This is a genomic window from Wenyingzhuangia gracilariae, assembly GCF_056387575.1.
Genome location: NZ_CM150748.1, coordinates 703,624 through 728,955, shown reverse-complemented (window position 1 = coordinate 728,955; position 25,332 = coordinate 703,624). Strand labels below are relative to the sequence as shown.

Here is a 25,332-nt window from a genome sequence, read left to right as displayed (position 1 = left end):
ATAGTTTTGTACCTTTGCAATAACGGTCAAAAATGATAGTATATAATTTATGAAAACAGCAAAACAAAAAATGTTAAAGTTTAGAGGGAGTGAATACCCTTGTTGTGCAAGCTTAACTATGGGGGTTATAGGAGGGAAGTGGAAAACGGTTATTCTTTATCATTTGATGACAGATAAACTAAGGTATAATGAGTTAAGAAAATGTATGCCCACAGTTACGGAAAGAACGCTGAGTTTACAACTAAAGGCATTAGAAGAAGATGGTTTGATTAAAAGAAAGGTTTATGTGTCTAAACCACCATTAAAAGTAGAATATTCGTTAACAGATTTTGGTAAAACTTTAATTCCGTTAGTTCAATCTATTGCGGATTGGGGAGATTCTGTGGCTGAGAAATCTGTTTAGTAGATTTGTTGTATTGAACGATTGGATAGAGTATATGTATTGCTAAGTTTTGGAGTTTAGCAATATTGTTTGGGTAAAGAAAAATAGAATTTACTGCCTACGTTAAATTCACTTTCTACCCATATTCTTCCTTTATGATAATTGATGAAATCTTTACAAAGTATAAGACCTAAACCAGTTCCTCTTTCGTTGTTTGTACCTGTGGTTGAATAGGTGCTATCAATTCTAAATAATTGATTTAGATTGTTTTTTTGAATACCTATACCTGTATCTATAATAGAAAATATAAACTCTTTTTCTTTTTCTTGAACATTAATGTAAATATCTCCTTTTTGGTGAGTAAATTTAATAGCATTGGAAATAAGGTTTCTTAAAACAACTTCAATCATTATTTTATCTACATATAAAATAAGATTTGAGGGTAAATTTATATGGGTATGAATTTCCTTTTGATCCGAAGCTATTTTTAGCAAATCTAAGGTAGATTTTATCATAAGAACCATATCAACATATTCAGGATGAAACTCCATTTTACCTGTTTGAGCCATCGACCATTCTGTTAAATTAGAGAGTAAATTTACAGCGTGTTTAGAGGAGTCATGTATAATTTCTGCATATTCAGCAATACTTTCATAATCGTTGTTTTTTACTTGTTCACTTAGTAGTTGGCTAAAGCCTAAAATACCATTAAAAGGACTTTTTAAATCATGAGCAATAATGGAAAAAAACTTATCTTTTGTAGAGTTAGATTGTCTTAAAGATGCTTCACTTTTTTTAAGATTAAGTTCGGCTGTTTTTCTAATCGTAATATCATTTATAATAGATAGAATACATTGTTGTCCATTAATGTTAATAATTTTAGCAGAAATTAATCCATAAAATAATTCACCCGATTTTTTACGAAATTGATATTCTTGTTCTACAACTTGATTTTCAGATTTTAGTAATGTTATAAACTTTAAACGGTCTTTAGGAAATGCCCAAAGTTTTAAATCTATGGTTTTATAACCGATTAATTCATTGGGCGAATAACCACAAATAGATTGAATTTTATTGTTGACTTCAAAAATTTCTCCGGTACTAAATTTGGAAAGCAGTATCACAAAAGGAGCTGCATAAAAAGCTTTAGAAAACTTTTCTTCTTGATTGTTAACATCAACAATTAATCTTTTATTATACATTAAAGAAAGACTATAGGCAAGTATTATTACAATAAGCTCCCAATTTAAAATAAACAAAGACTCAATAGATTCTGACCGATGATTATAGCTTAAAGCTTCTGGATTTTGAGTAAGATAGATGAGTCGTATAATTTGTGTAATAAAAACAATTGTAAATACATAACCCATTGGACGAGTTATATTACGCATGTTTGTAGGTGTTCTAACAAACATTAAATGCATTATTTGCATACTAAGTAATACAAATGCAACGGTAATGTTAATGTGCCTAGCTTTTAAATCAGGAACTATATAAGTAAAATAACTATGTATTAAAAAAAAGATAAAAATTAAAATATAGTTTTGAATTTGGGGTCCTTTCTTTTTAACAAAATGCTCTAACCCTATAAGTAATGTAAGTATAGAGGCTACAATTAGTACGTTGGCTATAGGAATAGAAAGCCAATCAGGAATACTGTTTCTGAAAAAGACCAATACATTTCCTGTAGTAGTCATAAGCATACTAAGGACTATTAAAAGTGTACCTGGAAACCTGGTTTTAATTTGAAAATAGAGGTATCCGCTTAAAATTAAATTAATAATATTAATTAAAATATAACTAAAGTAAATTGTTTTAAGATCAATGTAGGGCATCTGTTTGTTTTTACAAATTGATCTATTTACTTAAAATAGAAACAAATGTTGATTAAATGTATTTCTTTTTTAGAGAAATTAAAATTCAATAATAACTATTTCAAAAGTCTTTTATATACTTTTTGAGTATATTTTTACTTTGGTGTACGTTTTTTTTAGCAGGGTTGTTTTTGTTTCTTTTGGTTTTAACTAAGCCATCCCGAAGCATCGGGACAACAAGATTTGGCGACCTAGTAAATATACAAAAAACTTAGGAGTAAGATAGGACTCCGCATGAAGTTTAGCCGGTGTTAGCTTTTGTTTTTTATGAGTTGAATTTATATTAATAGTAGTTTTCTTTGTACTGAAAAATGGAATATTTTCTTTTAGTTATCCATGTTTTTTTTAGATTTTTTTTTGAATTCAAACTCTAAATTTTCAATTCTGTTTTCAATAATTTTTTTATTTATCCAATAATTGATAATAAAAGAAATTATAGAGATAATAATTTGAGTTTTTATTTCACTTCCATTTGCCCAAAAGAAAATATAACTAGCTAAGCTGACTAAAGTAGATTTGTACAGAATAGAGTTAATATGTATTTTCCATTCGTTATTATAGAATTCACCGCTTAATATTGGTTTAAAAATGTAGTAACCATTTGGAGTATTAGGTTTTATTATTTCTTGAAATTTTAAACTATTATGTACAGTGACTTTAAGGTTGTTGTTTTCTAAAATGTTGATTAAAACATTCTGGTTTAAATTTGTTAGTTTAATAGTAGATTTGATTTTCATTTTTTTCTTTAATGAAAGGTAAGGGGATTGTATATAAAAAGTAGCTAATTTATATGCATTATTTTTTAGTTAGAAATAAAGATAGCAGAAAAGAACCAAACTTTAATTTAGGTCTTAACTGCTATTTTTTATATACGTAGTTGTAGGTAGTCTATTTTAAATTAATCATCCCATCGAACATAATTTAACATAGTTGAGATATGACTTTTTGTGAACACATCGACCCCAGCCAATTGAGTAATCCAACGTGACTCAATTTCATTATAACTATCTTCAATTACTTTGTTTAGGAAGGTGTCAAATAATAGGTATTTATTGTCCCAGCCTATTTTTTTTGCCGAAGCACTCATTACTTCCAACATATTTGTTGAACTATGAATTCGTTTAACTGTTTCATATAAATCATACACATAGGCTTTAGTCAATAGAACATCTTCTTTAGTTCCTATTCCTGTTAAATGCCCTCCAATAAATACATCAAAATCATAAGCTAAAATTTGGTCAAACACTTTTAAATAATTGTGTACATTATTACTCAAATCGAGATTTTTAAAAGGCACATAACCAGGTGCTAAAACATCTATTACCATTAAAAATTTGTCTTTAGGAATAGATACAAATAAATCTCCTTCATTTGAGTGGTAATTCATGTGATTTGAAAGGTGAATCTGTTTGTCTCCCTTTCTTAAAACTAAAGCACCTTTAAAAGTTTTATTGGGAATCAATCTTCTCGAATCATTCTGTTCTCTCAAAAAATCAGCTACTCCAGTTTGCGATATAATTTCTAAATCTTTGATATTGGATAAATATTGAGAACCACCAATATGGTCTGAATGTCCATGTGTATAGACTAATGTTCTAATTGGTTCATTTGTTACTTCTTTAACAGCTTTTTCAATATTTTTACCAAAACTCTCAGGTGCATCAATTAAAACAACACCATCAGAAGTTACGATCATGGCAGATTGCCATATTCCATCTGTTAACACATAAATATTTGGTTTTACTTCTTCAATGGCATAGCCTTTTTCATAGCTAACTTTTATAGATTTTTCTAATGTGCTTTTTAGAACTGGTTTATAGCTTTCTAAGGACTTTTGCGTGTATGCTTGTATTGATATAGCAATTATTGCTACTAATGTTATTATGTTTTTCATTCTGTATTAAATTTTAACTTCTTTTTTAGGTAATGTTTGAAAAGTCCATTCACCACCGCTTTTAAATGTATCGGCTGTTGCGAAAGTGTCTTCCATATATTGGAAGTAAGTTATTTTTCCTTCAGTATTTACTTTTGCAAAAATTGCAAAAGGAGATTTTCGAGCACGATCTAATAATTTTGATCTTAATGTGAAATGACCAAATATGGCAACATCTACACCATTGTCAAAGGCTGTTTCAGGAACGAATTCGTCTACAGTCCACTGTTTATATACACCCTTAAAGACTTCAGAAAAACTTTTTGGACCAAAATGTGTACCTGCCCATGGCATTATTTTGTTTAAATCATCGTTCTTATAGTTTAATGAAACATATACAAAATCATCAGCCAAATATTTATAAGTATGTTCTAGGTTTGTAGGTTTTTTTAGTAATTCTTGTACGGTTTGTGTAGGAGTCATCTTTTCTATTTTATTTTCCATTTTGTTTTGAGTTGTATTAGATGTTTTATTCCTGCCACAACTGAAGCAGCATAATAAAACAATAGCGATATAACTTATTTTTATTTTTTAGAGTTTAAATAGATTAATGATCCGCCTGCTAGTGCAATGTTTTTTAGTAAACCAAAAGTGTATGTTTGAGTCATTTTACCGCCAGCTAAAACTCCTGGTAAATCCATTGTAAGAGCAAATACTAATAGCAAAACAGCTAGTAGAAAACTAGACCAATCATCTAATTTCTTAAGTAGTATACTTATTCCTGAAGCAATAAGTGCTACTCCTGTAAGGTAAATCCAAAAAATGCCACCAGGTATTGGAACCATTCCTGCCATTGTATTGCCATTTAAAAAGTGGAATAGTCCAAAAATTATCATAGGCACTGCATATAGATATTTGCCTATTATGCTTGTCTTAAATAAAATAATTTTCATGTCTGTTGCTTTTAATTATTTCGTTTTATTAAACATATAACGAGCTATTTTCCAAGAGCCATCTTCTTTTTCGAAAACAAATAATTCTCTGTTTTCTTCAGGAATAGTTTTGCCATTTGCATGTATTAATGTAGTCCCCTTAGAACTTGTAACGGCATAAGCAAAAGTGTTTTCAATTGTAATTTCTTCAATATAAAACTCGATGTTCAATTGTATTTGAGAAAACACGAAGTCGTAAGCTTTTTTAATGTTTTCTGTTCCTATTGCTGAGGGGGCACCACTAGGCATAAAAACACCATATTTAGTATATAAAGTTGTTGCTTTTTCTGCATTAGATGTGTTTAATGTTTCTTTGTAAGTCATTAATAAACTTTCGATTTTTTGCTTTGCTAATTTTTCCATTGTTTGTGTGTTTTGAAGATTTTTTTTATTTGTTTTTTTTGATGTGTTTACACAAGAAGCTAATAGCGTTGATGCTATTAAAATGAGTAGAAGTTTTTTCATTGATTGTTAGTATTAATTTTTAATACCACAAAGATGAGATGTAATGATAAGATGTACCTATAAGGTAGATTAAGAATACTTCTTAATGTAGATTAAGATTTTGCTATTTTTTTACGAATAGTACTTAAAAATTCTGGTGTAACACCAAGGAAAGATGCAATTTGAACGTTTGAAATGCGGTTAAAGAAGTATGGGTGACGGTTCATGAAATCAAGATAACGTTCTTCTGCCGTAGAGCTTATGTTTTGTAAAACACGTCTTTGATAAGAAACTAGAGCATTTTCAGTAAAAACTCTGAATATCCTATTAAATTTGGGGTGATTCACAAACAAATCTAATTGGTCTTGTTTTTTTATTTGAAGTATTACAGAATTTTCAATAGCTTCAATATATAATTTGCTTGGTTCTTCAGAATGAAAACTTCCAATATCACCAATCCACCAATTTTCTACTGCAAATTGGATGTTATGTTCTTTACCTTTTTCATCAATAAAATACATTCTAAAACATCCTTCAACAACAAACGTGTTTAGTTTACAGATATCGCCTTCTTGAAGAATAAATTGTTTGCGTTTAATTCTACGTTGTCTAAATACTTTTTCTAGAGCATCTATTTCCTTTTTCTTAAGTGGTAAAATATTGGAAAAGTAATTTATGATTGGTTCCGTATTCATATTTTTCATGTATCGTCCTGAAATAGGTTGACCTTTTTTGTGTTTTTTAAAAGGTTAACAATTCCAGTTTGTTTTTATTTCTTCGGTACGATTTGTAGTTTATATTTTGATTTATGTGCACGTGTTTGGGAGTGCATAAATCAAGACTACAATGTGGACGAAGATTGTTATAAATATGGACCGACTTTTTGGTGATTGTTTTTGCTAATTTAAGATTTTTTATGACATGTTTTAGTCCATATTCATATTTTAAAGTTCTGTTCATTCTTTCTGCAATTGCATTTTCGTAAGGATCATATTGTTCTGTCATACTCATGATGATTCCATTCTCTTCGGCAAACTTTGTATAGGTAGAATTACAATATTGGATACCTCTATCAGAGTGATGAATCAATTTTTGATTAGGATATTTTCTATTGTTGATAGCCATTTTAAGTGTATCTAAGCATAGTTCAGTTTTCATGTTATCATCTATCTTATATCCCATAATTTGCTTAGAATACGCATCTGTAACGAGTGCCAGGTATGCATGTCCTTTATCTGTTTTAATGTATGTGATATCCGTTACCCAAACTTGTTCAGCTCTGGTAGGTACTTTGTCTTTAATTAAGTTCTTGTATTTGTAAAACATGTGCTTTGAATTGGTAGTTACATGATAGTTTTTATTTCTCTTAATCAGTAGTTTATGGTTTTTAAGAAGAGTGAAAAACTTATCTCTTCCCATTTTAATTCCAAGGTTTTTGAACTTATTTTTGAGTTCATGATACAGTTTTTTAGCTCCCAAAAACTGTCCAATTTTGTTACGACACTCCTTTACAAGTTTGATGATAATTTGTTCGTTATTTAGTTGTTTTTGATGGTTTTTTAAGCGTTTATAGAAAGCTTGTTTACTAATCCCAAAACATTGAGTTAACCATTTTCTTTTAAACGGTTTTGTTTCTTTTTCTGAATCTCGTCTGCTAATGTTTTGGGCAATGACTTTTTTGACAATTCGGCTCCAGTGATGAGTTCCATATCAGCGATGATGTCTTGTTGAAAATCTTTTACGAATTCAAGCTCTTCAATTTTCTCTTTCAATTTTTTGATTTCGTCCTGTTTGCTCATTGCTTTTTTCTTTTGGTCTAAGGTACTATATTTTTTAATCCAATAGTCGATAGAAGATCTAGGAACGTTATATTTTTTAGCAGCAAAATTGGTAGAAATTTGACCGTTTTGAATTTGGTCAATGATGAATAATTTGAGTTCAAAACCTACTTTAGTATATGTTTTTTTTCGGCAGGGTTGTTCTTGTTTACTTTCCATAAGTGACTAATTATTGGTGAATTTTTAGTCAACCTATTTCAGGATTTTACAGTTTTCAGGTTGCTGCCAACGGTTTTGGCTAGGAAATGTTTGGGCTAAAAAGTAACGGAACTTTCAGCCATGAAACAAACAAAAGCCTTTTATATTATTTGTTTTTAAAAATAATATAAAAGGCTTTTGTGACCAAGTAAAAAGAAATAAACTTAAAGAAAGGAGGAAACCCCAAATGTTTTTTAGCCGGTGTTGCCTAACGTTTTTTATTTAATAATCTTGAATTAATACTTCAGTAGGTATATGAAGAGTCAAGCTTAATTTTCGAATCATTTCAAGTGTTAATTTTCTTTTCTTATTTAATATTTCACTTACTCTGCTTTTAAACCCCATAACTTCTGCCAAGTCTTTTTGTTTCATACCCATTTGTTCCATTCTAAATTTTATGGCTTCAATAGGATCTGGCATCCCAATAGGATAAACTTCATTTTCATATTTGTCAATTAACATTGATAATATTTCTAATTCGTCTCCTTCTTTAGAATCTTTTTTTGCATCAAAAATTAACTCAAGTCTTTCAAGAGCTTTTTGATAATCTTTTTCGTTTCTGATAGGTGATATATCCATAATTAAATTTCGTTAGCGTTAATTTTATCGTATTCAGCATGAGTTCCTATAAATCTTATCCATGAAATTTGATATTCAAAATTAAATTTCACAATCAGCCTATAGTTATTTCCTTTAATATTGAATACAATTCTGTTGTCTTTCAATATACTAGCACTTGGATATTCAGATTTTAAATCATTAATATTAATCCATTTTGCTTTTTCAGTTTCACGAAACCAGGCTTTTAATTGTTCTTCTGAATCTGCATGTTTAGTCCAAAAGTCTCGTAAAATTTTCTTAGAAATTACTCTCACTATAATCTTATTTTCTGCAAATATAAGAAAAAAGTTACCGTATTGGGATTTTTTTAGATAATGTTTGGCAACGGTTTTGACTAGGCTTTGTGCGGGATTGAAAATCGGCCAGATTTTCGAACACGGACTAAGCCGAAGCTTTTTGTTTGGTTTTGTTTCTTTGATTTCACAAAGCCAAATCAACAAGATTTGGCGACTTAGTAAATATACACAAAACTTTGAGAAAGCACAAAACCCGCATGAAGTTTAGCCGGTGTTGTGTGTAGGTTTTTCTATCAGATTCTATTTTTTAAAAACTTTAATAAAATTTTTCAATGACTATTTTTTTTTGTTTCAAAGAAAATCCTGTTTTAGAATATATTTTTTCATTATAAATTACTAAATCAAAATCTATGTTTTCATTTTTTAAAATTCCTGAGTGAAAATGGCCAAATTTTTTATCGAGTTGTTCAATTCTAATTTTTTCAGATTTAACGGATTCATTCATTAATCTTCTTATTGTCAAAGTATCTTTTAATTCTAAGATTGCAGATTCATAGCCATCGTTAAAACCATTTAGAATATCTTTTTTCAAAACATTTACATTACTAGGTAGTTTTGTGTTTGTCCACTTTTCATATAGATAAATATATCTACTATCAGGAGGGTTTGTAACTCTCCAACCTTTGTATATCCCAAATGTGATAGATATTAAAAAAGCTGAGAGTATCACGATTCTTTGTCTAATATGTGAAAAAAAGAGTATTCTTAGAATCATTGTAGTTATTAGAAGAATTACAAATAACATGAAAGAATGAAATAAGAATTCTAATAAGCTAAAAAAATCGATGTTCATTTTTTGAAGATGGTTGTATTGTCCTGAAATAGGTTGACCTTTTTTTGGTTATTTAAAAGGTTAATAATTCCAGTTTGTTTTTATTTCTTCGGTACGATTTGTAGTTTATATTTTGATTTAGGTGCACGTGTTTCGGAGTGCATAAATCAAGACTACAATGTGGACGAAGATTGTTATAAATATGGACCGCCTTTTTAGTGATCGCTTTTGCTAATTTAAGATTTTTTATGACATGTTTTAGTCCATATTCATATTTTAAAGTTCTGTTCATTCTTTCTGCAATTGCATTTTCGTAAGGGTCGTATTGTTCAGTCATACTCATTGTTATTCCATTATCTTCCGCAAACTTAGTGTAGGTAGGATTGCAGTATTGGAAACCTCTATCAGAGTGATGAATCAATTTTTGATTAGGATATTTTCTATTGTTGATAGCTATTTTAAGTGCATCTAAGCAGAGTTCAGTTTTCATGTTATTATCTATCTTATAACCCATAATTTGCTTAGAATAAGCATCTGTTACGAGTGCCAGGTATGCATGTCCTTTATCTGTTTTAATGTATGTGATATCCGTAACCCAAACTTGTTCGGCTCTGGTAGGTGTTTTGTCTTTAATTAAGTTCTTGTATTTGTAAAACATGTGTTTTGAATTGGTGGTTACATGATAGTTTTTGTTTCTCTTAATCAGTAGTTTATGGTTTTTAAGAAGTGTGAAAAACTTATCTCTTCCAATTTTAATTCCAAGGTTTTTGAACTTATTTTTGAGTTCATGATACAGTTTTTTAGCTCCTAAAAACTGTCCAATTTTGTTACGACACTCCTTTACAAGTTTGATAATAATTTGTTCGTTATGTAGTTGCTTTTGATGATTTTTCAAGCGTTTGTAGAAAGCTTGTTTACTAATCCCAAAACATTGAGTTAACCATTTTCTTTTAAACGGTTTTGTTTCTTTTTCTGAATCTCGTCTGCTAATGTTTTGGGCAATGACTTTTTTGACAATTCGGCTCCAGTGATGAGTTCCATATCAGCGATGATGTCTTGTTGAAAATCTTTTACGAATTCAAGTTCAGCAATTTTTTCTTTCAATTTTTTGATTTCGTCCTGTTTGCTCATTGCTTTTTTCTTTTGGTCTAAGGTACTATATTTTTTAATCCAATAATCGATAGAAGATCTTGGAACGTTATATTTTTTAGCAGCAAAATTGGTGGAAATTTGACCATTTTGAATTTGGTCAATAATGAATAATTTGAGTTCAAAACCTACTTTAGTGTACGTTTTTTTTCGGCAGGGTTGTTTTTGTTTACTTTCCATAAGTGACTAATTATTGATGAATTTTTAGTCAACCTATTTCAGGATTTTACATCGGAGATATTAAACACCAACGGTTTTGGCTAGGCTTTGTGCGTGCTTGAAAATCGGCCAGATTTTCGAACACGCAACTAAGCCGAAGCTTTTTGTTTGGATTTGTTTCTTTTGGTTTTCACAAAGCCAAATCAACAAGATTTGGCGACTTAGTAAATATACACAAAACACCGGATTAGAAACCAAGCCCACATTAACTTTAGCCGTTGTTGTATTAAGTTTATTTATTCATAGTTATTTTCATAGTATGAGTAAATATCAATATTTTCAATTAGTTTTGAATTATTAGATTTTTCAGAAAAATATTTCCCAAACTCAACAATTTGGTCACTTAAATTTCTCCATTTATCATTTAATATATCAACTGAATTAAATTTCATACTAATTCCTTTGGTTTCAATTACGGCATTAATAAAAGTTGGTATTATTTTCTCAGTATCTCCTTTATAGAATATAGGAAGACTATTCAAACATTCGGATATTTTGTCTTCAAACCTTTCATCATTTGTTTCAAAAAAAATATCGGTTATATTGATTTTATTTTCGTCTATTTCATTCTCTTTGTAAAGAAATACACCACTCATTATTCTTTCAGAATTTTTTAAATTTCTAAAAGTAGAAGAATTGAATTTGATTGTAAAAAGGTTGAAAACTTGATTCCCAACTGTATAATTATGATTGTAATCAACTATCCAGAAATATTCAATATCTTCTTGATTTATTCGAAATCCTTTTTCATTACGTAATATATTTTCTCCAGCAGTTGTTAATTCAGTTAGTCCGATTTTAGAAGCTAACTCATTCTTTAAAGATTGGTTCATTCAGGAGAGTTTTCAAATTTAATACAACTTAAAAGTATATGAAAAGTAGCGAATTTTAAAGCACTAACTTTTCGTTACTATATATAGTATAAATTTAGAAAAATAAACCATTGATATCACAGGAATACCGCTATTTTTTATATACACTGTTGTGTTTAGTATCATGTCACTATTCTCATTTGTCGAAGACATTATTTTTATCTATTTGATACGGAGTATCTCCGAACACGTTGCTACGAGCTATAAAACGCTTCCCCAAGTTTTTACTTTTCAGTATATATTCTTTATTTAGGAATAAGGAATGTCTGCTGAAAATTCTATCGAAGGCTACTAACATTTATGCCATTCTTTTTATCTTTTCAATTTTATTCAATAAAAAATAATCTTGTTATAAAACTATAAATACTTGATTTTTAAATATTTATTGAATAACTTCAAACTGTTGTACGTTCCAACGTACTGAGAGCGAGCTCTCAACGATGCAATCGAACAGTTTGATGATAGGTAAATTCATTCTTCATTTTACCTATCAAAAGATAAAAAGAGTGGCTTCGTTATCACATACCTTCGATAGAAGCTAAAAAAATGGGGGAGTCCTTAGCTTCGGAGATATTAAACACCAACGGGTTTGGCTAGGCTTTGTGCGGGAAGAAAATCGCCAAGATTTTCGAATACGGACAAAGCCGAAGCTTTTTGTTTGGATTTGTTTCTTTTGGTTTTCACAAAGCCAAATCAACAAGATTTGGCGACTTAGTAAATATACACAAAACTTTGAAGTTTGCACAAAACCCGCATGAAGTTTAGCCGGTGTTGGCTAAAGTACTTTGTTTGTCAGAATCGTATATAATTTATGATTGATATAATAATTTCCTGTTCCTAATTTTTGTTTTATTAAGATTCCGTCTTTAGCTAATTTATTTAAATAACTACCTGCTGTTATTCTAGATACTCCTAAATCTTTTTCTATAAATTCAATTTTAGTATAAGGATGTTGAAATAAATTATTTAATAAATCTTGACTATAAAATTTATAATTATTTCTTATTAAATGTTTGTACTCTAACATTAAAGTTTGAATTTCTTTAATTGTAGAAATTGTTTGTTTTGAAGTTTGTTCTACAGCTTGAATAATATATAATAACCAATTTTCCCAATTACCTGTATTTCTTACTTCCTGTAATAATTCATAATATTTAGCTTTATTTTCTATAATGTATCGACTTAGATAGAGTATAGGTAAATCGAGCAAATCTTTCATAACAAGATATAGTACATTTATGATTCTACCAGTTCTTCCATTTCCATCATAAAAAGGATGAATACTTTCAAATTGAAAATGAATAATTGCCATTTTTATAATAGGATCAAAGTTTGATAAACTATCATCATTAATAAATTGTTCAAGATTAGTCATGAGTTCTTTAATTGTCTCGTAATCTTGAGGAGGCGTATAAACAACTTCTCCTGTAGTTGCATTTTTCAAAGCAGTACCAGGAACTTTTCTAAATCCTGCATTATTTTTTTCAAGTTCAGCTTGAATTTCAATAATGTTATTGTTTGTTAATATATTTCTTTTAGAAATTAGTGAATATCCTATTTTTAATGCAGAGATATAGTTTTGTACTTCTTTAGCATCTAATGATTTTAAACCGTCAAGATTTAACTCAGCTTTATAAAGGTCATCATGAGTAGTAATAATATTTTCAATTTCAGAACTATCTTTTGCTTCTTGAAGTCCTAAAGTATTTATTAAAATATGTTCATTAGGAATACTAGATACTAAACCTTTTAATTCAGCTAAAGCTCTATGTGCTTCATTAAGTTTCTTTAAAACATTTTTAGTTTCAATGTCTTTTGTAAGTGGTAATTTTTCTAGTTTGAAATTATTCATAATGATAAGAAAATCTGTTTTTCTTTACAAAGATAATTCTTTTGATAAGAAAATTGATTTTTCTTTACATATAAAAAGTATATGTAAAGATTTTTAAGAATTCTTTACATTAAATTTTTCAGCGTGCTAAGGTATTTTTGCCAACGGTTTTGGCTAGGCTTTGTGCGGGCTTGAAAATCGACAAGATTTTCAGACATGCACAAGCCGAAGCTTTTTGTTTGGTTTTGTTTCTTTGTTTTTCACAAAGCCAAATCAACAAGATTTGGCGACTTAGTAAATATACACAAAACTTTGAAGTAAGCACAAAACTCGCATGAAGTTTAGCCGGTGTTGGGCTTTCGTAATTTTATTCAGTTGTTAATTGAATTGATAAACCTAAAGCATTCGCTAACAAAGCAAAATTTGATAATTTAATATCTTCACCATTTTCAATTCTCGAAATATATGGTCTTTTTTTTCCAACTTTTTCAGCCAAATTTTCTTGACTCATATGAAGTTCTTTTCTTCTGTTTTTTATAATTTCTCCAAAATAATAAGAAAAAGCTTCTTCTCTAAATTGCTCACGCTCTTTAGTTCCTTCTTTTCCAAATCTTTCAGCTATTAATTTTTTTGCATTTATTGATTTTCCCATGACTATTGTTCTTTTAAATATTCGACTAAAATTCTTTCAGCTTGTTTTATCGCTTTGTTATAATCTTTCGTTGATTTTTTCTGAAAGCCATAAAGACAAACAGCTTTATTACATTCAGCAAAATTCAAATGATCGATAGCAAATATTACAATTCTGTATTCGTTTCCAGCTTTAATTCTCAGTTCATAGAATTGTGTTGATTGGAGTTTTTTCAGAAAGTTAGAGTTAACAACTTTCACTTCACCAATAACTTCTAAGAGTTGGAAAAATTTCAATGAAACTCTTTTATCCTGATTATCTATAAATTCAAGACATTCCTCTGTAATATCTATTTCTCTCATATTACAAATGTAACTAATTCGTTACAATTATGTTTCGTTTTAAGAATTTTTTTATGAAGCCCAACGGTTTTGGCTAGGCTTTGTGCGGGATTGAAAATCGACAAGATTTTCGAACACGTGCTAAGCCGAAGCTTTTTGTTTGGATTTGTTTCTTTGTTTTCACAAAGCCAAATCAACAAGATTTGGCGACTTAGTAAATATACACAAAACTTTGAGAAAGCATAGAACCCGCATGAAGTTTAGCCGGTGTTGTGTAACGTAATTATCTATATTTTTGTACTGTTCGACAACTAGGTAAGTTTCTTAATGTTTTTTTTAGTGTATCAGAAGTTAAATCTATTTTATTAGAATCAAGATCTTTACAAAATTGAATAGTTTCATCAGGATTTGATCCAAATTTATGATAGTCACTTACAAAAAATATCCATTTTGATTTTTTACTACGTTCTCTCGGTTGGCAATTTTCTTTATATAAATCAATTACTTCTCCATTAATTTCTGCAAAACTATTTAAAAATTCATTGTGACTAACGGTTGTACCATTTGGTAAAATTCCAATTTGATAACTTTCGCCTTTAACATCAGAATCAATTTTAAATGGTTCTTGAGACTCTGAATGTATTAGTATAAATTGATTAGACAATTCACTATCCATTGAAACCCACATTGTTGATATATTTATTTCGTTATTAAAATCTGAATATATCCAATTACCATTAGAAAGTTGACTAATTTTTTTAACATAAAAATCACCTCCAGAGTGACGATACAATAAACTGTTTAGAAATTTACTATTACTTAGGTTTAATAGTATTCTGTTTTGAATTTTTTTATCATCTATTTGATAGATACCATCACTTTTTGTTGGGAGAGATTTTCTTAACATTTCATCAAAAGGATATAAGTTTTTTTCAAAACAATTTTCCCATTCCGAAATTGGTTTAACCTCAATATTTTTAGATGGTTGTTCTAATTTCTTTTCGGATTTATTATAAAAATTCAAAAAACTCTTGACTTGCTTGTTAAGAACTGTTGGTTTATGTTGAATTTTTAATGCTTCAGAACAGTCTTCAACTAATTTAAAAATAGAGGATTCATTATCTATTTTTAAACCGAGTGTATTTAAATTTAAAAAACCGAGTTTTTCAAAACCTATATTATGTAACAAGATAGGGATTACATTTTGTTTATCTAAAATTGCCCAAGCAGCTCCGATTTCATTTAAACAAACTTCACTTTTTTTATAGTTTTCAGAAATAAATAAAAATGCTAAACGACTCTTATTAATTTCTTCTTTTAACCTATCAGGAATATATTCTCCACTATAAACACCTTGCCCTTCCATACTACTGCAAAAAATTATTTCTCGAGGAATATTTAATCCAAGTAATAAAATTTTTTCAATAAATTTCTCAACAATTAGAATGTCTTTCGACGAGTGGCTAATAAATATTTTATTTTTCATTTTTATGTTACACAACGGTTTTAGCTAGGAAACGAAGCGTTAGACTAGCCGATTAATTTTCAAACTTAAAACTACACAAAATAAAAAGAAAACCAACTTTATGAAAGCACAAAAAAGCTTTGTTTTTTAGCTGTTGTTAGCCTATGCAGTTTTTCAGCCACGAAAATGTTTTTATTGAAAAAATGCATTATCCTTATTTTTTTCAGCGTTGCTACTTTTCAAATCGCGTTGTTACGATAAAATTCAACGTTTTGTTTGTTAATATTTTTCGGCATAAAAAAAGTATCAATGAAACATTTTTTGCGTACAGTTCAGCACGCAATTTTTAACACAATTTTTATTTTGATAGATTTTTTTTCAAAGAATTAAGAATGAAAATTTATTCACTTTTTCACACACAATTCAGCACATTATTTTTTAGGAGTTGAGAAAACTCAATAATTTTCAGCTACAAAAAAGGACATTTTTTCACAAATAATTTTCTTAAAAAAAGTCAATAAATTATCGGTTTACAGAAAATTTTCAGACTTTAATTTTTTGCGTTAAGATTGATTTCAAAATGTTTCAAGAAAAGTTAAGAATTAATTTTTCTGCGGAAATTTCGACCGAAATTTCCTGTTTAGGCTAACGTTTATGTATATGAACCGTTTTAATGGTTTATATACGATGTTAGCTAAATCGTTTTAATTATGGGAATGAGTGATAAGAATTTAAAATATTCAAACAATAGAACTGCGATTACCATTTCTATTGTATCTAATAATAAATTAGAGTTCGATAAAACAGTTAAACAGATGTCTGATTTAATTATATCAAAAATGTGTTTTATTGAAAAAACTATAGATGATATTAATCAAGAGCAAAAAGAAAATGATTCATTAGAAATTTTCAGATTTGAAGATTCTATTAAATTATATGTTAAAGAATCATGCTAATTAAATTGTTTTTCATTTTATTGTTAGATTCGTACTTATTGTCGAAAAAGTCTATATGAGCTTTTAAAGCTATTTTAAAAGCTGGTTTTTTCAACTTTCCTATTTCCATTCCATTAACTAATAATTCAAGTTCTTTTTTAATTTCTTGTTTTTCTTCTAAAGTTTCAGCGAAGCAAAAGTTGTGTATTTTTTCAATTACTATTTCTTTTTCCATTTTTTTAAAATTATTTATATTATGATTATTATTTATTTTTTTCAAGATTTGTTTATTCGTTTTTTAACGTTCTTAATTAATAAATCAAGTTATTTTAGAATAATTGATAATGATCATATTCAAAAACTAGAAGATGATGTTTTCTTTGCTAATAAATATGAAGAATTAACAGGTATTAATATCGTCCGCCACGTAAAATCTCTACTCCTACAGGATTCTTCCACGGACGAAGTAAAGACTTCTTAACTAGTTCATTTTTACTTGTATTAAAATTATATGCTTTAATCATTCCATTGCTATCTGGTGTTAGTTTTTCATTTATTAAATATTTCCCTTTTCCGTTTATTGAGTAAAACCTAGTTTTTTCCATTTTTTTAAATTATTTTAGTTATGCCTAAAAGACACGATATTACTTTTGACAATCATATTTTCGTAATCATATATAAAGATGGTACGGTTAGAAAAGAAGTTTTAAGCCCTACTGGAAATCCTCGATGTAAAAAAAGGTCTGATATATTTAAAGACTTAATGTATAAATGTTATCACGACGAAAATATTTTAAATTCATTTTATTTTCAAGGTAGAGAACAAACTAGTTGGAAAAACGAAAATGTTATATCTGATTTTTAATCCAATCTTTATTTTCTTGTTTTATGTACTCAACTCCTTTTACTTCTAATGAATAATATTCTGTATTTGGATATTCTCCATGTCTATGTACTATTAATCCATTACTTCTTAATTCTTCTCTTATAATTCTAGCTTCGTTATAATCTTCATATCCTAGAAATTTATATATCTCTTTTTCCCTATTTAATCTAGGGTACATTTTCAATATAAATTCTATTGATTTTTCAGATATATATTCTTTTAGTACTACTTTCTTCATTCCCTTACTCATACAAATTCTTTCTTTTGCTACTTTGCTTAAAATGTTTGCTAACTTAAAAGTATATGAAAAGTAGCGAATTTTAAAGCACTAACTTTTCGTTACTATATATAGTATAAATTTAGAAAAATAAACCATTGATATCACAGGAATACCGCTATTTTTTATATACACTGTTGTGTTTAGTATCATGTCACTATTCTCATTTGTCGAAGACATTATTTTTATCTATTTGATACGGAGTATCTCCGAACACGTTGCTACGAGCTATAAAACGCTTCCCCAAGTTTTTACTTTTCAGTATATATTCTTTATTTAGGAATAAGGAATGTCTGCTGAAAATTCTATCGAAGGCTACTAACATTTATGCCATTCTTTTTATCTTTTCAATTTTATTCAATAAAAAATAATCTTGTTATAAAACTATAAATACTTGATTTTTAAATATTTATTGAATAACTTCAAACTGTTGTACGTTCCAACGTACTGAGAGCGAGCTCTCAACGATGCAATCGAACAGTTTGATGATAGGTAAATTCATTCTTCATTTTACCTATCAAAAGATAAAAAGAGTGGCTTCGTTATCACATACCTTCGATAGAAGCTAAAAAAATGGGGGAGTCCTTAGCTTCGGAGATATTAAACACCAACGGTTTTGTATAAAAATCAGTTTGGGAGAAAACGTCGAAGACTTTTCGAACCGAGCGATTTTTATGTTTAAAAGTACAGAACTTTGGAGTACGAACCAAACCCAAATTGTTTTTATGCGGTGTTAGCCTGCGTATTTTTCAATCTTTGAAAAATATTTCAGCAAGAGATAATTTTTTAGAATTAAAAACTTAAACTTTCAGCTTTTAAGATTTCTTTTTTGGGTTTTCTTTTTTAGAATTAGCTTTATTGATTTTATGATCAGCGTTTAAAATACTCTTAAATTAAATTTCAACACTAATTTTCAAAAATAATCTATCGATTAAGAAACAACTTTGTATAAATAAAAACTTCTCAAGCTTATTTTAAACTACTTTCTCAGTGTTTAAAAAACTTTCAATGAAATAATGTTTTCTCGACTACTTTTTTGCTTAGCAACGATTTATAAAGATATTTATCGATTAGAAATAAACTATCAACAAGTTCTTAAACAACTGAATAAAAAAACAGCGAGCTAACCGAAAAATACCTTTAAACGACTTTTTCAAAATAATTGTAAAAATCTTTCAGCTATTAAATTTTTTATATAAAGAGAATAATAAAGTAGGGAAGTGGTTTACTTTTAGTTTTAGCGGTTCTGACCTATGCTGGCTAACGGGTTTGTATAAAAATCAGTTTGGGAGAAAACGTCGAAGACTTTTCGAACCGAGCGATTTTTATAGTTTAAAAGTACAGAACATTGGGAAAGAAACCAAACCCAAATTGTTTTTATACGGTGTTAGTTTTTAGCAATTTTTTAAGTTTCAGCATTATTTGAATTTTCATTGAAACTTAGCGTAGTTACTAAAAATTCAGCGTTGCTACTGCTTCACTAAGCGGAAAGAGTAATTTCAGCAAAACTATAGTTTTATTAAATTTTTCATTTTTAAAAGACTTTCAAAGCATAATTTTTTGCATTGCTACTGTTTCATTAAACGCAAGAGTTATTTCAGCGTTGCTACTTTAAAATTCAGCGTAACCACGATTTACAAAAAGAAATCTTTCAGTAAGTTAAAATTTATCAACAAGTAAGAAGCAATTAGATCTTAAGTTTATAAATTTTCAGCAAGTAAAAAGTTTAGTGAAAAAGTAGGAGAGACGTGGTTTCAATTTTCTAAGAATCTTTATAATTTCTAAAACTGCTAAAAATTCGACCGAATTTTACTATTGTTAAAACTAACGGTTTTGGCTAGGCTTTGTGCGGGCTTGAAAATCGACAAGATTTTCGATTACGGACTAAGCCGAAGCTTTTTGTTTGGTTTTGTTTCTTTGGTTTTCACAAAGCCAAATCAACAAGATTTGGCGACTTAGTAAATATACACAAAACTTTGAATTAAGCACAAAACCCGCATGAAGTTTAGCCGGTGTTAGCTAATGGCGTTTATTCGTTTCGGTTAATTTTAATAGGATCTTGTAAGGTATTGAAAACGTCAGCTATTTTTATGAGAGATTCGTTTTCATCTACTGAATAAATAATTTTATAATTATTACAAATTAAGTATCGATAAGAAATTTTTCGATGAGTTAATGAATTTTCAATTTGTCCAAGGAAAGGATTGTTTTCAAGTATTTTAGGCTCCGTTAAAATTTGTTTAACAATTTTTTTAGCAGTTCTTTTATTTACTTCATCACAATAGTATTCAAATATTTCATCTAATTGTTTTTCTGAGAAATCAGACCAAATGACAGTATATTTCATTATTGATATTTAGCTAATATTTGAGAGCTTGTTTTGAATCGGTTATTATTAAAGTCGTTTTCAGATTTATCTATTCTGTTATTTAATTCTTCGATAGAAAAAGGTTTTAACTCAACTGATTTTTCTTTCTTTAAAAGATTTTCAAAACGAGCTAATACATCTTCTTTCTGAATTTTTATAAATTCTTCAATAAATTCTAATTTTCTACCTTGTATATCCATAATAAAATTATTTACTCAAAAATACAAAAATCTAATTTTGTAAACGATTTTGTCTTTAAAAAAGTTTTTTTCAAGCTTTTAGCTAACTTAAAAGTATATGAAAAGTAGCGAATTTTAAAGCACTAACTTTTCGTTACTATATATAGTATAAATTTAGAAAAATAAACCATTGATATCACAGGAATACCGCTATTTTTTATATACACTGTTGTGTTTAGTATCATGTCACTATTCTCATTTGTCGAAGACATTATTTTTATCTATTTGATACGGAGTATCTCCGAACACGTTGCTACGAGCTATAAAACGCTTCCCCAAGTTTTTACTTTTCAGTATATATTCTTTATTTAGGAATAAGGAATGTCTGCTGAAAATTCTATCGAAGGCTACTAACATTTATGCCATTCTTTTTATCTTTTCAATTTTATTCAATAAAAAATAATCTTGTTATAAAACTATAAATACTTGATTTTTAAATATTTATTGAATAACTTCAAACTGTTGTACGTTCCAACGTACTGAGAGCGAGCTCTCAACGATGCAATCGAACAGTTTGATGATAGGTAAATTCATTCTTCATTTTACCTATCAAAAGATAAAAAGAGTGGCTTCGTTATCACATACCTTCGATAGAAGCTAAAAAAATGGGGGAGTCCTTAGCTTCGGAGATATTAAACACCAACGGGTTTGGCTAGGCTTTGTGCGGGATTAAAAATCGGCTAGATTTTCGAACACGTACTAAGCCGAAGCTTTTTGTTTGGTTTTGTTTCTTTTGGTTTCACAAAGCCAAATCAACAAGATTTGGCGACTTAGTAAATATACACAAAACTTTGAAGTTGGAACAAAACCCGCATGAAGTTTAGCCGGTGTTGGCTAATGTTTTTTATTTAACTCTTTTATGCTAGGAATGAATTTTTCTAGATATTTAGGAAAATCATTTTTTAATATAAATTGTTCTTCTTCAATTGTAAATAAGTGATTAGGAGTATCATTGTATTTACTTGTTTCAAAAAGAGTAACAGAATCAAAAAACTTCCAATTTTCATTTAAGTGTTTATAACCTAATTCATATCTTTCTTTGACTTCATTATCTGGTACAAAATGTCCACCATTCTCAAATCTAATACGAACTCTTTCTTTTGCTTTTTCAATTGAATCTAGGCAGAAGAAAACTATTTCGATTCTATAATTTTCAGATTTAAAAACCTCAGGCCAATATAGTGGAGTAGAGTTGAAGTTTGTTTCATAACAGAAATCAGTTCTGTTTTTTATAGAAGATTTTATTGTGTTTTCTAGATCTTTTCTAGCAAGATTATGAGCCATTCTATCTCTAAATTCAGTATCAATTAGAGATTCATACTTTTCTTTATAGACTTTATCATAATCATAAGGTTTTATTCCTCCTTCTGTGAAAGCTTTCGAAAAAGAAGATTTTCCAGAACCATTACAACCAGCAATTACTAATAATTTTGGTTTATCCATTAAATTGAGGTCCTGGTGTAGGATTAGGATTTAATTTTCCTTCTGCAAGTTTTTCTTCATAGACACGAATCTCTTCTGAAATTCGAGGAAGTTCATCTTTTAATCTATTTTTCAGATTAGAGATATAATTTTGTATGTCTTCTTTTTTACTCATACAGCAAATTTACAAAAAAAATATTTCAAAAAATCTTGCACGAAAATATTTGCCAACGGGTTTGGCTAGGCTTTGTGCGGAGTTGAAAATCGACAAGATTTTCGATTACGGACTAAGTCGAAGCTTTTTGTTTGGTTTTGTTTCTTTGGTTTTAACAAAGCCAAATCAACAAGATTTGGCGACCTAGTAAATATACTCAAAACTTTGAAGTTGGCACAAAACCCGCATGAAGTTTAGCCGGTGTTGTAACTAGGTTTTATCCGTTTTGACCATAAACATTTCGAACTCTTATTTGGTTATATTTTTCATTTAAAATATTTTCTAATTTAAAAATATTTTTAGCAGAAATATTATTCTCAATAAGAAATGAGTATGATTTTTCCTTATTCTGATAATCTTTTAATCTGATAAAATTTCTATTATACTGAGTAATTATTGGTCTTTTTTCACCTTTCTTACCAGTTAAATATTCAATATCCATTTTTTCTATTTCAGACAACTTAAATTCTATTATATTCTCATTTTCTTCAATTTTCAATAATTCTTGATTCAAAGTTATTTTTCCTTGTTTTTCATATGGTTTTATAAAAAAATACGCTGCTACTGTTAATAAAAAGATAGTTAAAACAACAATAAACCCAATAATTACAATCGTTTCATTCTCTGTTCTCTTAAGAATCAATGTAAGAACAAAAGCTGGCATTAAAGAACTCAAGAGGTATTTTATATATTTTGTTTTTTTCTTGTCAAAAGTTACTAATTCAAATACTGTATTCATTATTCAATTTATTTTTTTTCAAACTTAGTTACAACGATTTTGGCTAGGCTTTGTGCGGGCTTGAAAATCGACAAGATTTTCGAACACGTACTAAGCCGAAGCTTTTTGTTTGGATTTGTTTCTTTGGTTTTCACAAAGCCAAATCAACAAGATTTGGCGACTTAGTAAATATACACAAAACTTTGAGAAAGCACAAAACCCGCATGAAGTTTAGCCGGTGTTGTGTGTAGGTTTTCTATCAGATTCTATTTTTTAAAAACTTTAATAAAATTTTTCAATGACTATTTTTTTTTGTTTCAAAGAAAATCCTGTTTTAGAATATATTTTTTCATTATAAATTACTAAATCAAAATCTATGTTTTCATTTTTTAAAATTCCTGAGTGAAAATGGCCAAATTTTTTATCGAGTTGTTCAATTCTAATTTTTTCAGATTTAACGGATTCATTCATTAATCTTCTTATTGTCAAAGTATCTTTTAATTCTAAGATTGCAGATTCATAGCCATCGTTAAAACCATTTAGAATATCTTTTTTCAAAACATTTACATTACTAGGTAGTTTTGTGTTTGTCCACTTTTCATATAGATAAATATATCTACTATCAGGAGGGTTTGTAACTCTCCAACCTTTGTATATCCCAAATGTGATAGATATTAAAAAAGCTGAGAGTATCACGATTCTTTGTCTAATATGTGAAAAAAAGAGTATTCTTAGAATCATTGTAGTTATTAGAAGAATTACAAATAACATGAAAGAATGAAATAAGAATTCTAATAAGCTAAAAAAATCGATGTTCATTTTTTGAAGATGGTTGTATTGTCCTGAAATAGGTTGACCTTTTTTTGGTTATTTAAAAGGTTAATAATTCCAGTTTGTTTTTATTTCTTCGGTACGATTTGTAGTTTATATTTTGATTTAGGTGCACGTGTTTCGGAGTGCATAAATCAAGACTACAATGTGGACGAAGATTGTTATAAATATGGACCGCCTTTTTAGTGATCGCTTTTGCTAATTTAAGATTTTTTATGACATGTTTTAGTCCATATTCATATTTTAAAGTTCTGTTCATTCTTTCTGCAATTGCATTTTCGTAAGGGTCGTATTGTTCAGTCATACTCATTGTTATTCCATTATCTTCCGCAAACTTAGTGTAGGTAGGATTGCAGTATTGGAAACCTCTATCAGAGTGATGAATCAATTTTTGATTAGGATATTTTCTATTGTTGATAGCTATTTTAAGTGCATCTAAGCAGAGTTCAGTTTTCATGTTATTATCTATCTTATAACCCATAATTTGCTTAGAATAAGCATCTGTTACGAGTGCCAGGTATGCATGTCCTTTATCTGTTTTAATGTATGTGATATCCGTAACCCAAACTTGTTCGGCTCTGGTAGGTGTTTTGTCTTTAATTAAGTTCTTGTATTTGTAAAACATGTGTTTTGAATTGGTGGTTACATGATAGTTTTTGTTTCTCTTAATCAGTAGTTTATGGTTTTTAAGAAGTGTGAAAAACTTATCTCTTCCAATTTTAATTCCAAGGTTTTTGAACTTATTTTTGAGTTCATGATACAGTTTTTTAGCTCCTAAAAACTGTCCAATTTTGTTACGACACTCCTTTACAAGTTTGATAATAATTTGTTCGTTATGTAGTTGCTTTTGATGATTTTTCAAGCGTTTGTAGAAAGCTTGTTTACTAATCCCAAAACATTGAGTTAACCATTTTCTTTTAAACGGTTTTGTTTCTTTTTCTGAATCTCGTCTGCTAATGTTTTGGGCAATGACTTTTTTGACAATTCGGCTCCAGTGATGAGTTCCATATCAGCGATGATGTCTTGTTGAAAATCTTTTACGAATTCAAGTTCAGCAATTTTTTTCTTTCAATTTTTTGATTTCGTCCTGTTTGCTCATTGCTTTTTTCTTTTGGTCTAAAGTACTATATTTTTTAATCCAATAATCGATAGAAGATCTTGGAACGTTATATTTTTTAGCAGCAAAATTGGTAGAAATTTGACCATTTTGAATTTGGTCAATAATGAATAATTTGAGTTCAAAACCTACTTTAGTGTACGTTTTTTTTCGGCAGGGTTGTTTTTGTTTACTTTCCATAAGTGACTAATTATTGATGAATTTTTAGTCAACCTATTTCAGGATTTTACATCGGAGATATTAAACACCAACGGTTTTGGCTAGGCTTTGTGCGGGATTGAAAATCGACCAGATTTTCGATTACGGACTAAGCCGAAGCTTTTTGTTTGGATTTGTTTCTTTTGGTTTTAACTAAGCCAAATCAACAAGATTTGGCGACTTAGTAAATATACACAAAACTTTGGAGTAGGACAGAAACCCGCATTAAGTTTAGCCGGTGTTACCTAATGCTTTATTCAGAACGTAGGAAATGTTAACTTTTAATACATAGTGTTTCAAAATTGTTTTACTAAGATATGAATCTAATT

General features: G+C 28.7%; 33 protein-coding genes. 3 read left to right on the top strand and 30 right to left on the bottom strand.

The annotated features are described in order from the left end of the window. Positions 1 to 49: 49 nt before the first annotated feature. The gene (locus ACY2IJ_RS03070) at positions 50 to 403 is read left to right on the top strand and encodes a winged helix-turn-helix transcriptional regulator (protein ID WP_476725691.1); all 354 of its coding nucleotides are present in this window, start codon (positions 50 to 52) and stop codon (positions 401 to 403) included. 56 nt (positions 404 to 459) lie between these two features. Here the strand turns inward: ACY2IJ_RS03070 and ACY2IJ_RS03065 are convergent, their stop codons facing one another. From ACY2IJ_RS03065 to ACY2IJ_RS02975, 19 genes are all read right to left on the bottom strand, one after another. Further along, positions 460 to 2,217: a PAS domain-containing sensor histidine kinase gene (locus ACY2IJ_RS03065; RefSeq protein WP_476725690.1), complete on the bottom strand. Its 1,758-nt coding sequence runs from the start codon at positions 2,215 to 2,217 to the stop codon at positions 460 to 462. A 365-nt stretch (positions 2,218 to 2,582) separates the two neighbouring features. Then, positions 2,583 to 2,993 carry a hypothetical protein gene (locus ACY2IJ_RS03060; RefSeq protein ID WP_476725689.1) on the bottom strand — a complete coding sequence of 137 codons (411 nt, stop codon included), beginning with the start codon at positions 2,991 to 2,993 and terminating at the stop codon, positions 2,583 to 2,585. Positions 2,994 to 3,154: 161 nt separating this feature from the next. Beyond that, positions 3,155 to 4,150 carry an MBL fold metallo-hydrolase gene (locus tag ACY2IJ_RS03055; RefSeq protein WP_476725688.1) on the bottom strand — a complete coding sequence of 332 codons (996 nt, stop codon included), beginning with the start codon at positions 4,148 to 4,150 and terminating at the stop codon, positions 3,155 to 3,157. Between the two features lie 6 nt (positions 4,151 to 4,156). Next, a complete protein-coding gene (locus ACY2IJ_RS03050; protein ID WP_476725687.1) occupies positions 4,157 to 4,633 on the bottom strand; it encodes a hypothetical protein in 477 nt (158 codons plus the stop codon). 80 nt (positions 4,634 to 4,713) lie between these two features. After that, complete coding sequence (locus tag ACY2IJ_RS03045) at positions 4,714 to 5,082, bottom strand: DoxX family protein (protein ID WP_476725686.1); 369 nt, start codon at positions 5,080 to 5,082, stop codon at positions 4,714 to 4,716. A gap of 15 nt (positions 5,083 to 5,097) precedes the next feature. Continuing rightward, complete coding sequence (locus ACY2IJ_RS03040; protein WP_476725685.1) at positions 5,098 to 5,484, bottom strand: YybH family protein; 387 nt, start codon at positions 5,482 to 5,484, stop codon at positions 5,098 to 5,100. Positions 5,485 to 5,678: 194 nt separating this feature from the next. Further along, positions 5,679 to 6,260, bottom strand: coding sequence for a Crp/Fnr family transcriptional regulator (locus tag ACY2IJ_RS03035; protein ID WP_476725684.1), 582 nt, complete (start codon positions 6,258 to 6,260; stop codon positions 5,679 to 5,681). A 46-nt stretch (positions 6,261 to 6,306) separates the two neighbouring features. Next, a complete protein-coding gene (locus ACY2IJ_RS03030; RefSeq protein ID WP_476726532.1) occupies positions 6,307 to 7,155 on the bottom strand; it encodes an IS3 family transposase in 849 nt (282 codons plus the stop codon). A gap of 14 nt (positions 7,156 to 7,169) precedes the next feature. Continuing rightward, positions 7,170 to 7,562 carry a transposase gene (locus tag ACY2IJ_RS03025; protein ID WP_476725683.1) on the bottom strand — a complete coding sequence of 131 codons (393 nt, stop codon included), beginning with the start codon at positions 7,560 to 7,562 and terminating at the stop codon, positions 7,170 to 7,172. A 261-nt stretch (positions 7,563 to 7,823) separates the two neighbouring features. After that, positions 7,824 to 8,180: a helix-turn-helix domain-containing protein gene (locus ACY2IJ_RS03020; RefSeq protein ID WP_457829684.1), complete on the bottom strand. Its 357-nt coding sequence runs from the start codon at positions 8,178 to 8,180 to the stop codon at positions 7,824 to 7,826. Between the two features lie 2 nt (positions 8,181 to 8,182). After that, entirely contained in the window at positions 8,183 to 8,476 is a 294-nt protein-coding gene (locus ACY2IJ_RS03015; protein WP_457829685.1) for a type II toxin-antitoxin system HigB family toxin, read from the bottom strand. 298 nt (positions 8,477 to 8,774) lie between these two features. Next, positions 8,775 to 9,233: a hypothetical protein gene (locus ACY2IJ_RS03010; RefSeq protein WP_476725671.1), complete on the bottom strand. Its 459-nt coding sequence runs from the start codon at positions 9,231 to 9,233 to the stop codon at positions 8,775 to 8,777. A gap of 130 nt (positions 9,234 to 9,363) precedes the next feature. Continuing rightward, the gene (locus ACY2IJ_RS03005; protein ID WP_476726530.1) at positions 9,364 to 10,212 is read right to left on the bottom strand and encodes an IS3 family transposase; all 849 of its coding nucleotides are present in this window, start codon (positions 10,210 to 10,212) and stop codon (positions 9,364 to 9,366) included. A gap of 14 nt (positions 10,213 to 10,226) precedes the next feature. Continuing rightward, complete coding sequence (locus ACY2IJ_RS03000) at positions 10,227 to 10,619, bottom strand: transposase (protein ID WP_476725682.1); 393 nt, start codon at positions 10,617 to 10,619, stop codon at positions 10,227 to 10,229. Between the two features lie 275 nt (positions 10,620 to 10,894). Beyond that, positions 10,895 to 11,491 (bottom strand): hypothetical protein, encoded by a 597-nt coding sequence (locus ACY2IJ_RS02995; protein ID WP_476725681.1) that lies wholly within the window; start codon positions 11,489 to 11,491, stop codon positions 10,895 to 10,897. A gap of 814 nt (positions 11,492 to 12,305) precedes the next feature. Beyond that, positions 12,306 to 13,385, bottom strand: a complete 1,080-nt coding sequence (locus ACY2IJ_RS02990) for a Fic family protein (RefSeq protein WP_476726531.1) — start codon at positions 13,383 to 13,385, stop codon at positions 12,306 to 12,308. A gap of 343 nt (positions 13,386 to 13,728) precedes the next feature. Beyond that, positions 13,729 to 14,013, bottom strand: coding sequence for a helix-turn-helix domain-containing protein (locus ACY2IJ_RS02985; protein WP_302885337.1), 285 nt, complete (start codon positions 14,011 to 14,013; stop codon positions 13,729 to 13,731). Between the two features lie 2 nt (positions 14,014 to 14,015). Continuing rightward, positions 14,016 to 14,354, bottom strand: coding sequence for a type II toxin-antitoxin system RelE/ParE family toxin (locus ACY2IJ_RS02980; RefSeq protein ID WP_167899352.1), 339 nt, complete (start codon positions 14,352 to 14,354; stop codon positions 14,016 to 14,018). Between the two features lie 262 nt (positions 14,355 to 14,616). Beyond that, positions 14,617 to 15,819, bottom strand: a complete 1,203-nt coding sequence (locus tag ACY2IJ_RS02975; protein ID WP_476725680.1) for a toll/interleukin-1 receptor domain-containing protein — start codon at positions 15,817 to 15,819, stop codon at positions 14,617 to 14,619. Positions 15,820 to 16,508: 689 nt separating this feature from the next. On the opposite strand from ACY2IJ_RS02975, the gene ACY2IJ_RS02970 reads away from it, so the two are divergent. Further along, the gene (locus tag ACY2IJ_RS02970; RefSeq protein WP_476725679.1) at positions 16,509 to 16,754 is read left to right on the top strand and encodes a hypothetical protein; all 246 of its coding nucleotides are present in this window, start codon (positions 16,509 to 16,511) and stop codon (positions 16,752 to 16,754) included. Here the strand turns inward: ACY2IJ_RS02970 and ACY2IJ_RS02965 are convergent. Then, a complete protein-coding gene (locus ACY2IJ_RS02965) occupies positions 16,738 to 16,968 on the bottom strand; it encodes a hypothetical protein (protein ID WP_476725678.1) in 231 nt (76 codons plus the stop codon). The genes ACY2IJ_RS02970 and ACY2IJ_RS02965 overlap by 17 nt on opposite strands. Before the next feature lie 175 nt (positions 16,969 to 17,143). Next, on the bottom strand, positions 17,144 to 17,338 hold the full coding sequence (locus ACY2IJ_RS02960) for a hypothetical protein (RefSeq protein ID WP_476725677.1): 195 nt from the start codon (positions 17,336 to 17,338) through the stop codon (positions 17,144 to 17,146). Positions 17,339 to 17,358: 20 nt separating this feature from the next. Between ACY2IJ_RS02960 and ACY2IJ_RS02955 the strand changes: the two genes are divergently transcribed. Continuing rightward, the gene (locus ACY2IJ_RS02955) at positions 17,359 to 17,598 is read left to right on the top strand and encodes a hypothetical protein (protein WP_476725676.1); all 240 of its coding nucleotides are present in this window, start codon (positions 17,359 to 17,361) and stop codon (positions 17,596 to 17,598) included. Here the strand turns inward: ACY2IJ_RS02955 and ACY2IJ_RS02950 are convergent. The 9 genes from ACY2IJ_RS02950 to ACY2IJ_RS02910 all read right to left on the bottom strand — a co-directional run bounded on the left by ACY2IJ_RS02950 (position 17,582) and on the right by ACY2IJ_RS02910 (position 24,985). Beyond that, on the bottom strand, positions 17,582 to 17,797 hold the full coding sequence (locus tag ACY2IJ_RS02950) for a hypothetical protein (RefSeq protein WP_476725675.1): 216 nt from the start codon (positions 17,795 to 17,797) through the stop codon (positions 17,582 to 17,584). The genes ACY2IJ_RS02955 and ACY2IJ_RS02950 overlap by 17 nt on opposite strands. Positions 17,798 to 19,925: 2,128 nt before the next feature. Continuing rightward, complete coding sequence (locus tag ACY2IJ_RS02945) at positions 19,926 to 20,243, bottom strand: type II toxin-antitoxin system RelE/ParE family toxin (RefSeq protein WP_476725674.1); 318 nt, start codon at positions 20,241 to 20,243, stop codon at positions 19,926 to 19,928. Then, positions 20,243 to 20,464 (bottom strand): hypothetical protein, encoded by a 222-nt coding sequence (locus ACY2IJ_RS02940; RefSeq protein WP_167899306.1) that lies wholly within the window; start codon positions 20,462 to 20,464, stop codon positions 20,243 to 20,245. Before ACY2IJ_RS02940 ends, ACY2IJ_RS02945 begins: the two co-directional genes overlap by 1 nt. A gap of 873 nt (positions 20,465 to 21,337) precedes the next feature. Beyond that, entirely contained in the window at positions 21,338 to 21,946 is a 609-nt protein-coding gene (locus tag ACY2IJ_RS02935) for an ATPase (RefSeq protein WP_476725673.1), read from the bottom strand. Then, a complete protein-coding gene (locus tag ACY2IJ_RS02930; RefSeq protein ID WP_157359368.1) occupies positions 21,939 to 22,100 on the bottom strand; it encodes a hypothetical protein in 162 nt (53 codons plus the stop codon). Before ACY2IJ_RS02930 ends, ACY2IJ_RS02935 begins: the two co-directional genes overlap by 8 nt. Before the next feature lie 256 nt (positions 22,101 to 22,356). Next, positions 22,357 to 22,878: a hypothetical protein gene (locus ACY2IJ_RS02925; protein ID WP_476725672.1), complete on the bottom strand. Its 522-nt coding sequence runs from the start codon at positions 22,876 to 22,878 to the stop codon at positions 22,357 to 22,359. A gap of 261 nt (positions 22,879 to 23,139) precedes the next feature. Beyond that, positions 23,140 to 23,598, bottom strand: a complete 459-nt coding sequence (locus ACY2IJ_RS02920; protein ID WP_476725671.1) for a hypothetical protein — start codon at positions 23,596 to 23,598, stop codon at positions 23,140 to 23,142. Positions 23,599 to 23,728: 130 nt separating this feature from the next. After that, positions 23,729 to 24,577 carry an IS3 family transposase gene (locus ACY2IJ_RS02915; protein WP_476726530.1) on the bottom strand — a complete coding sequence of 283 codons (849 nt, stop codon included), beginning with the start codon at positions 24,575 to 24,577 and terminating at the stop codon, positions 23,729 to 23,731. A gap of 162 nt (positions 24,578 to 24,739) precedes the next feature. Next, positions 24,740 to 24,985, bottom strand: coding sequence for a helix-turn-helix domain-containing protein (locus ACY2IJ_RS02910; RefSeq protein WP_476725670.1), 246 nt, complete (start codon positions 24,983 to 24,985; stop codon positions 24,740 to 24,742). Positions 24,986 to 25,332 lie beyond the last annotated feature (347 nt).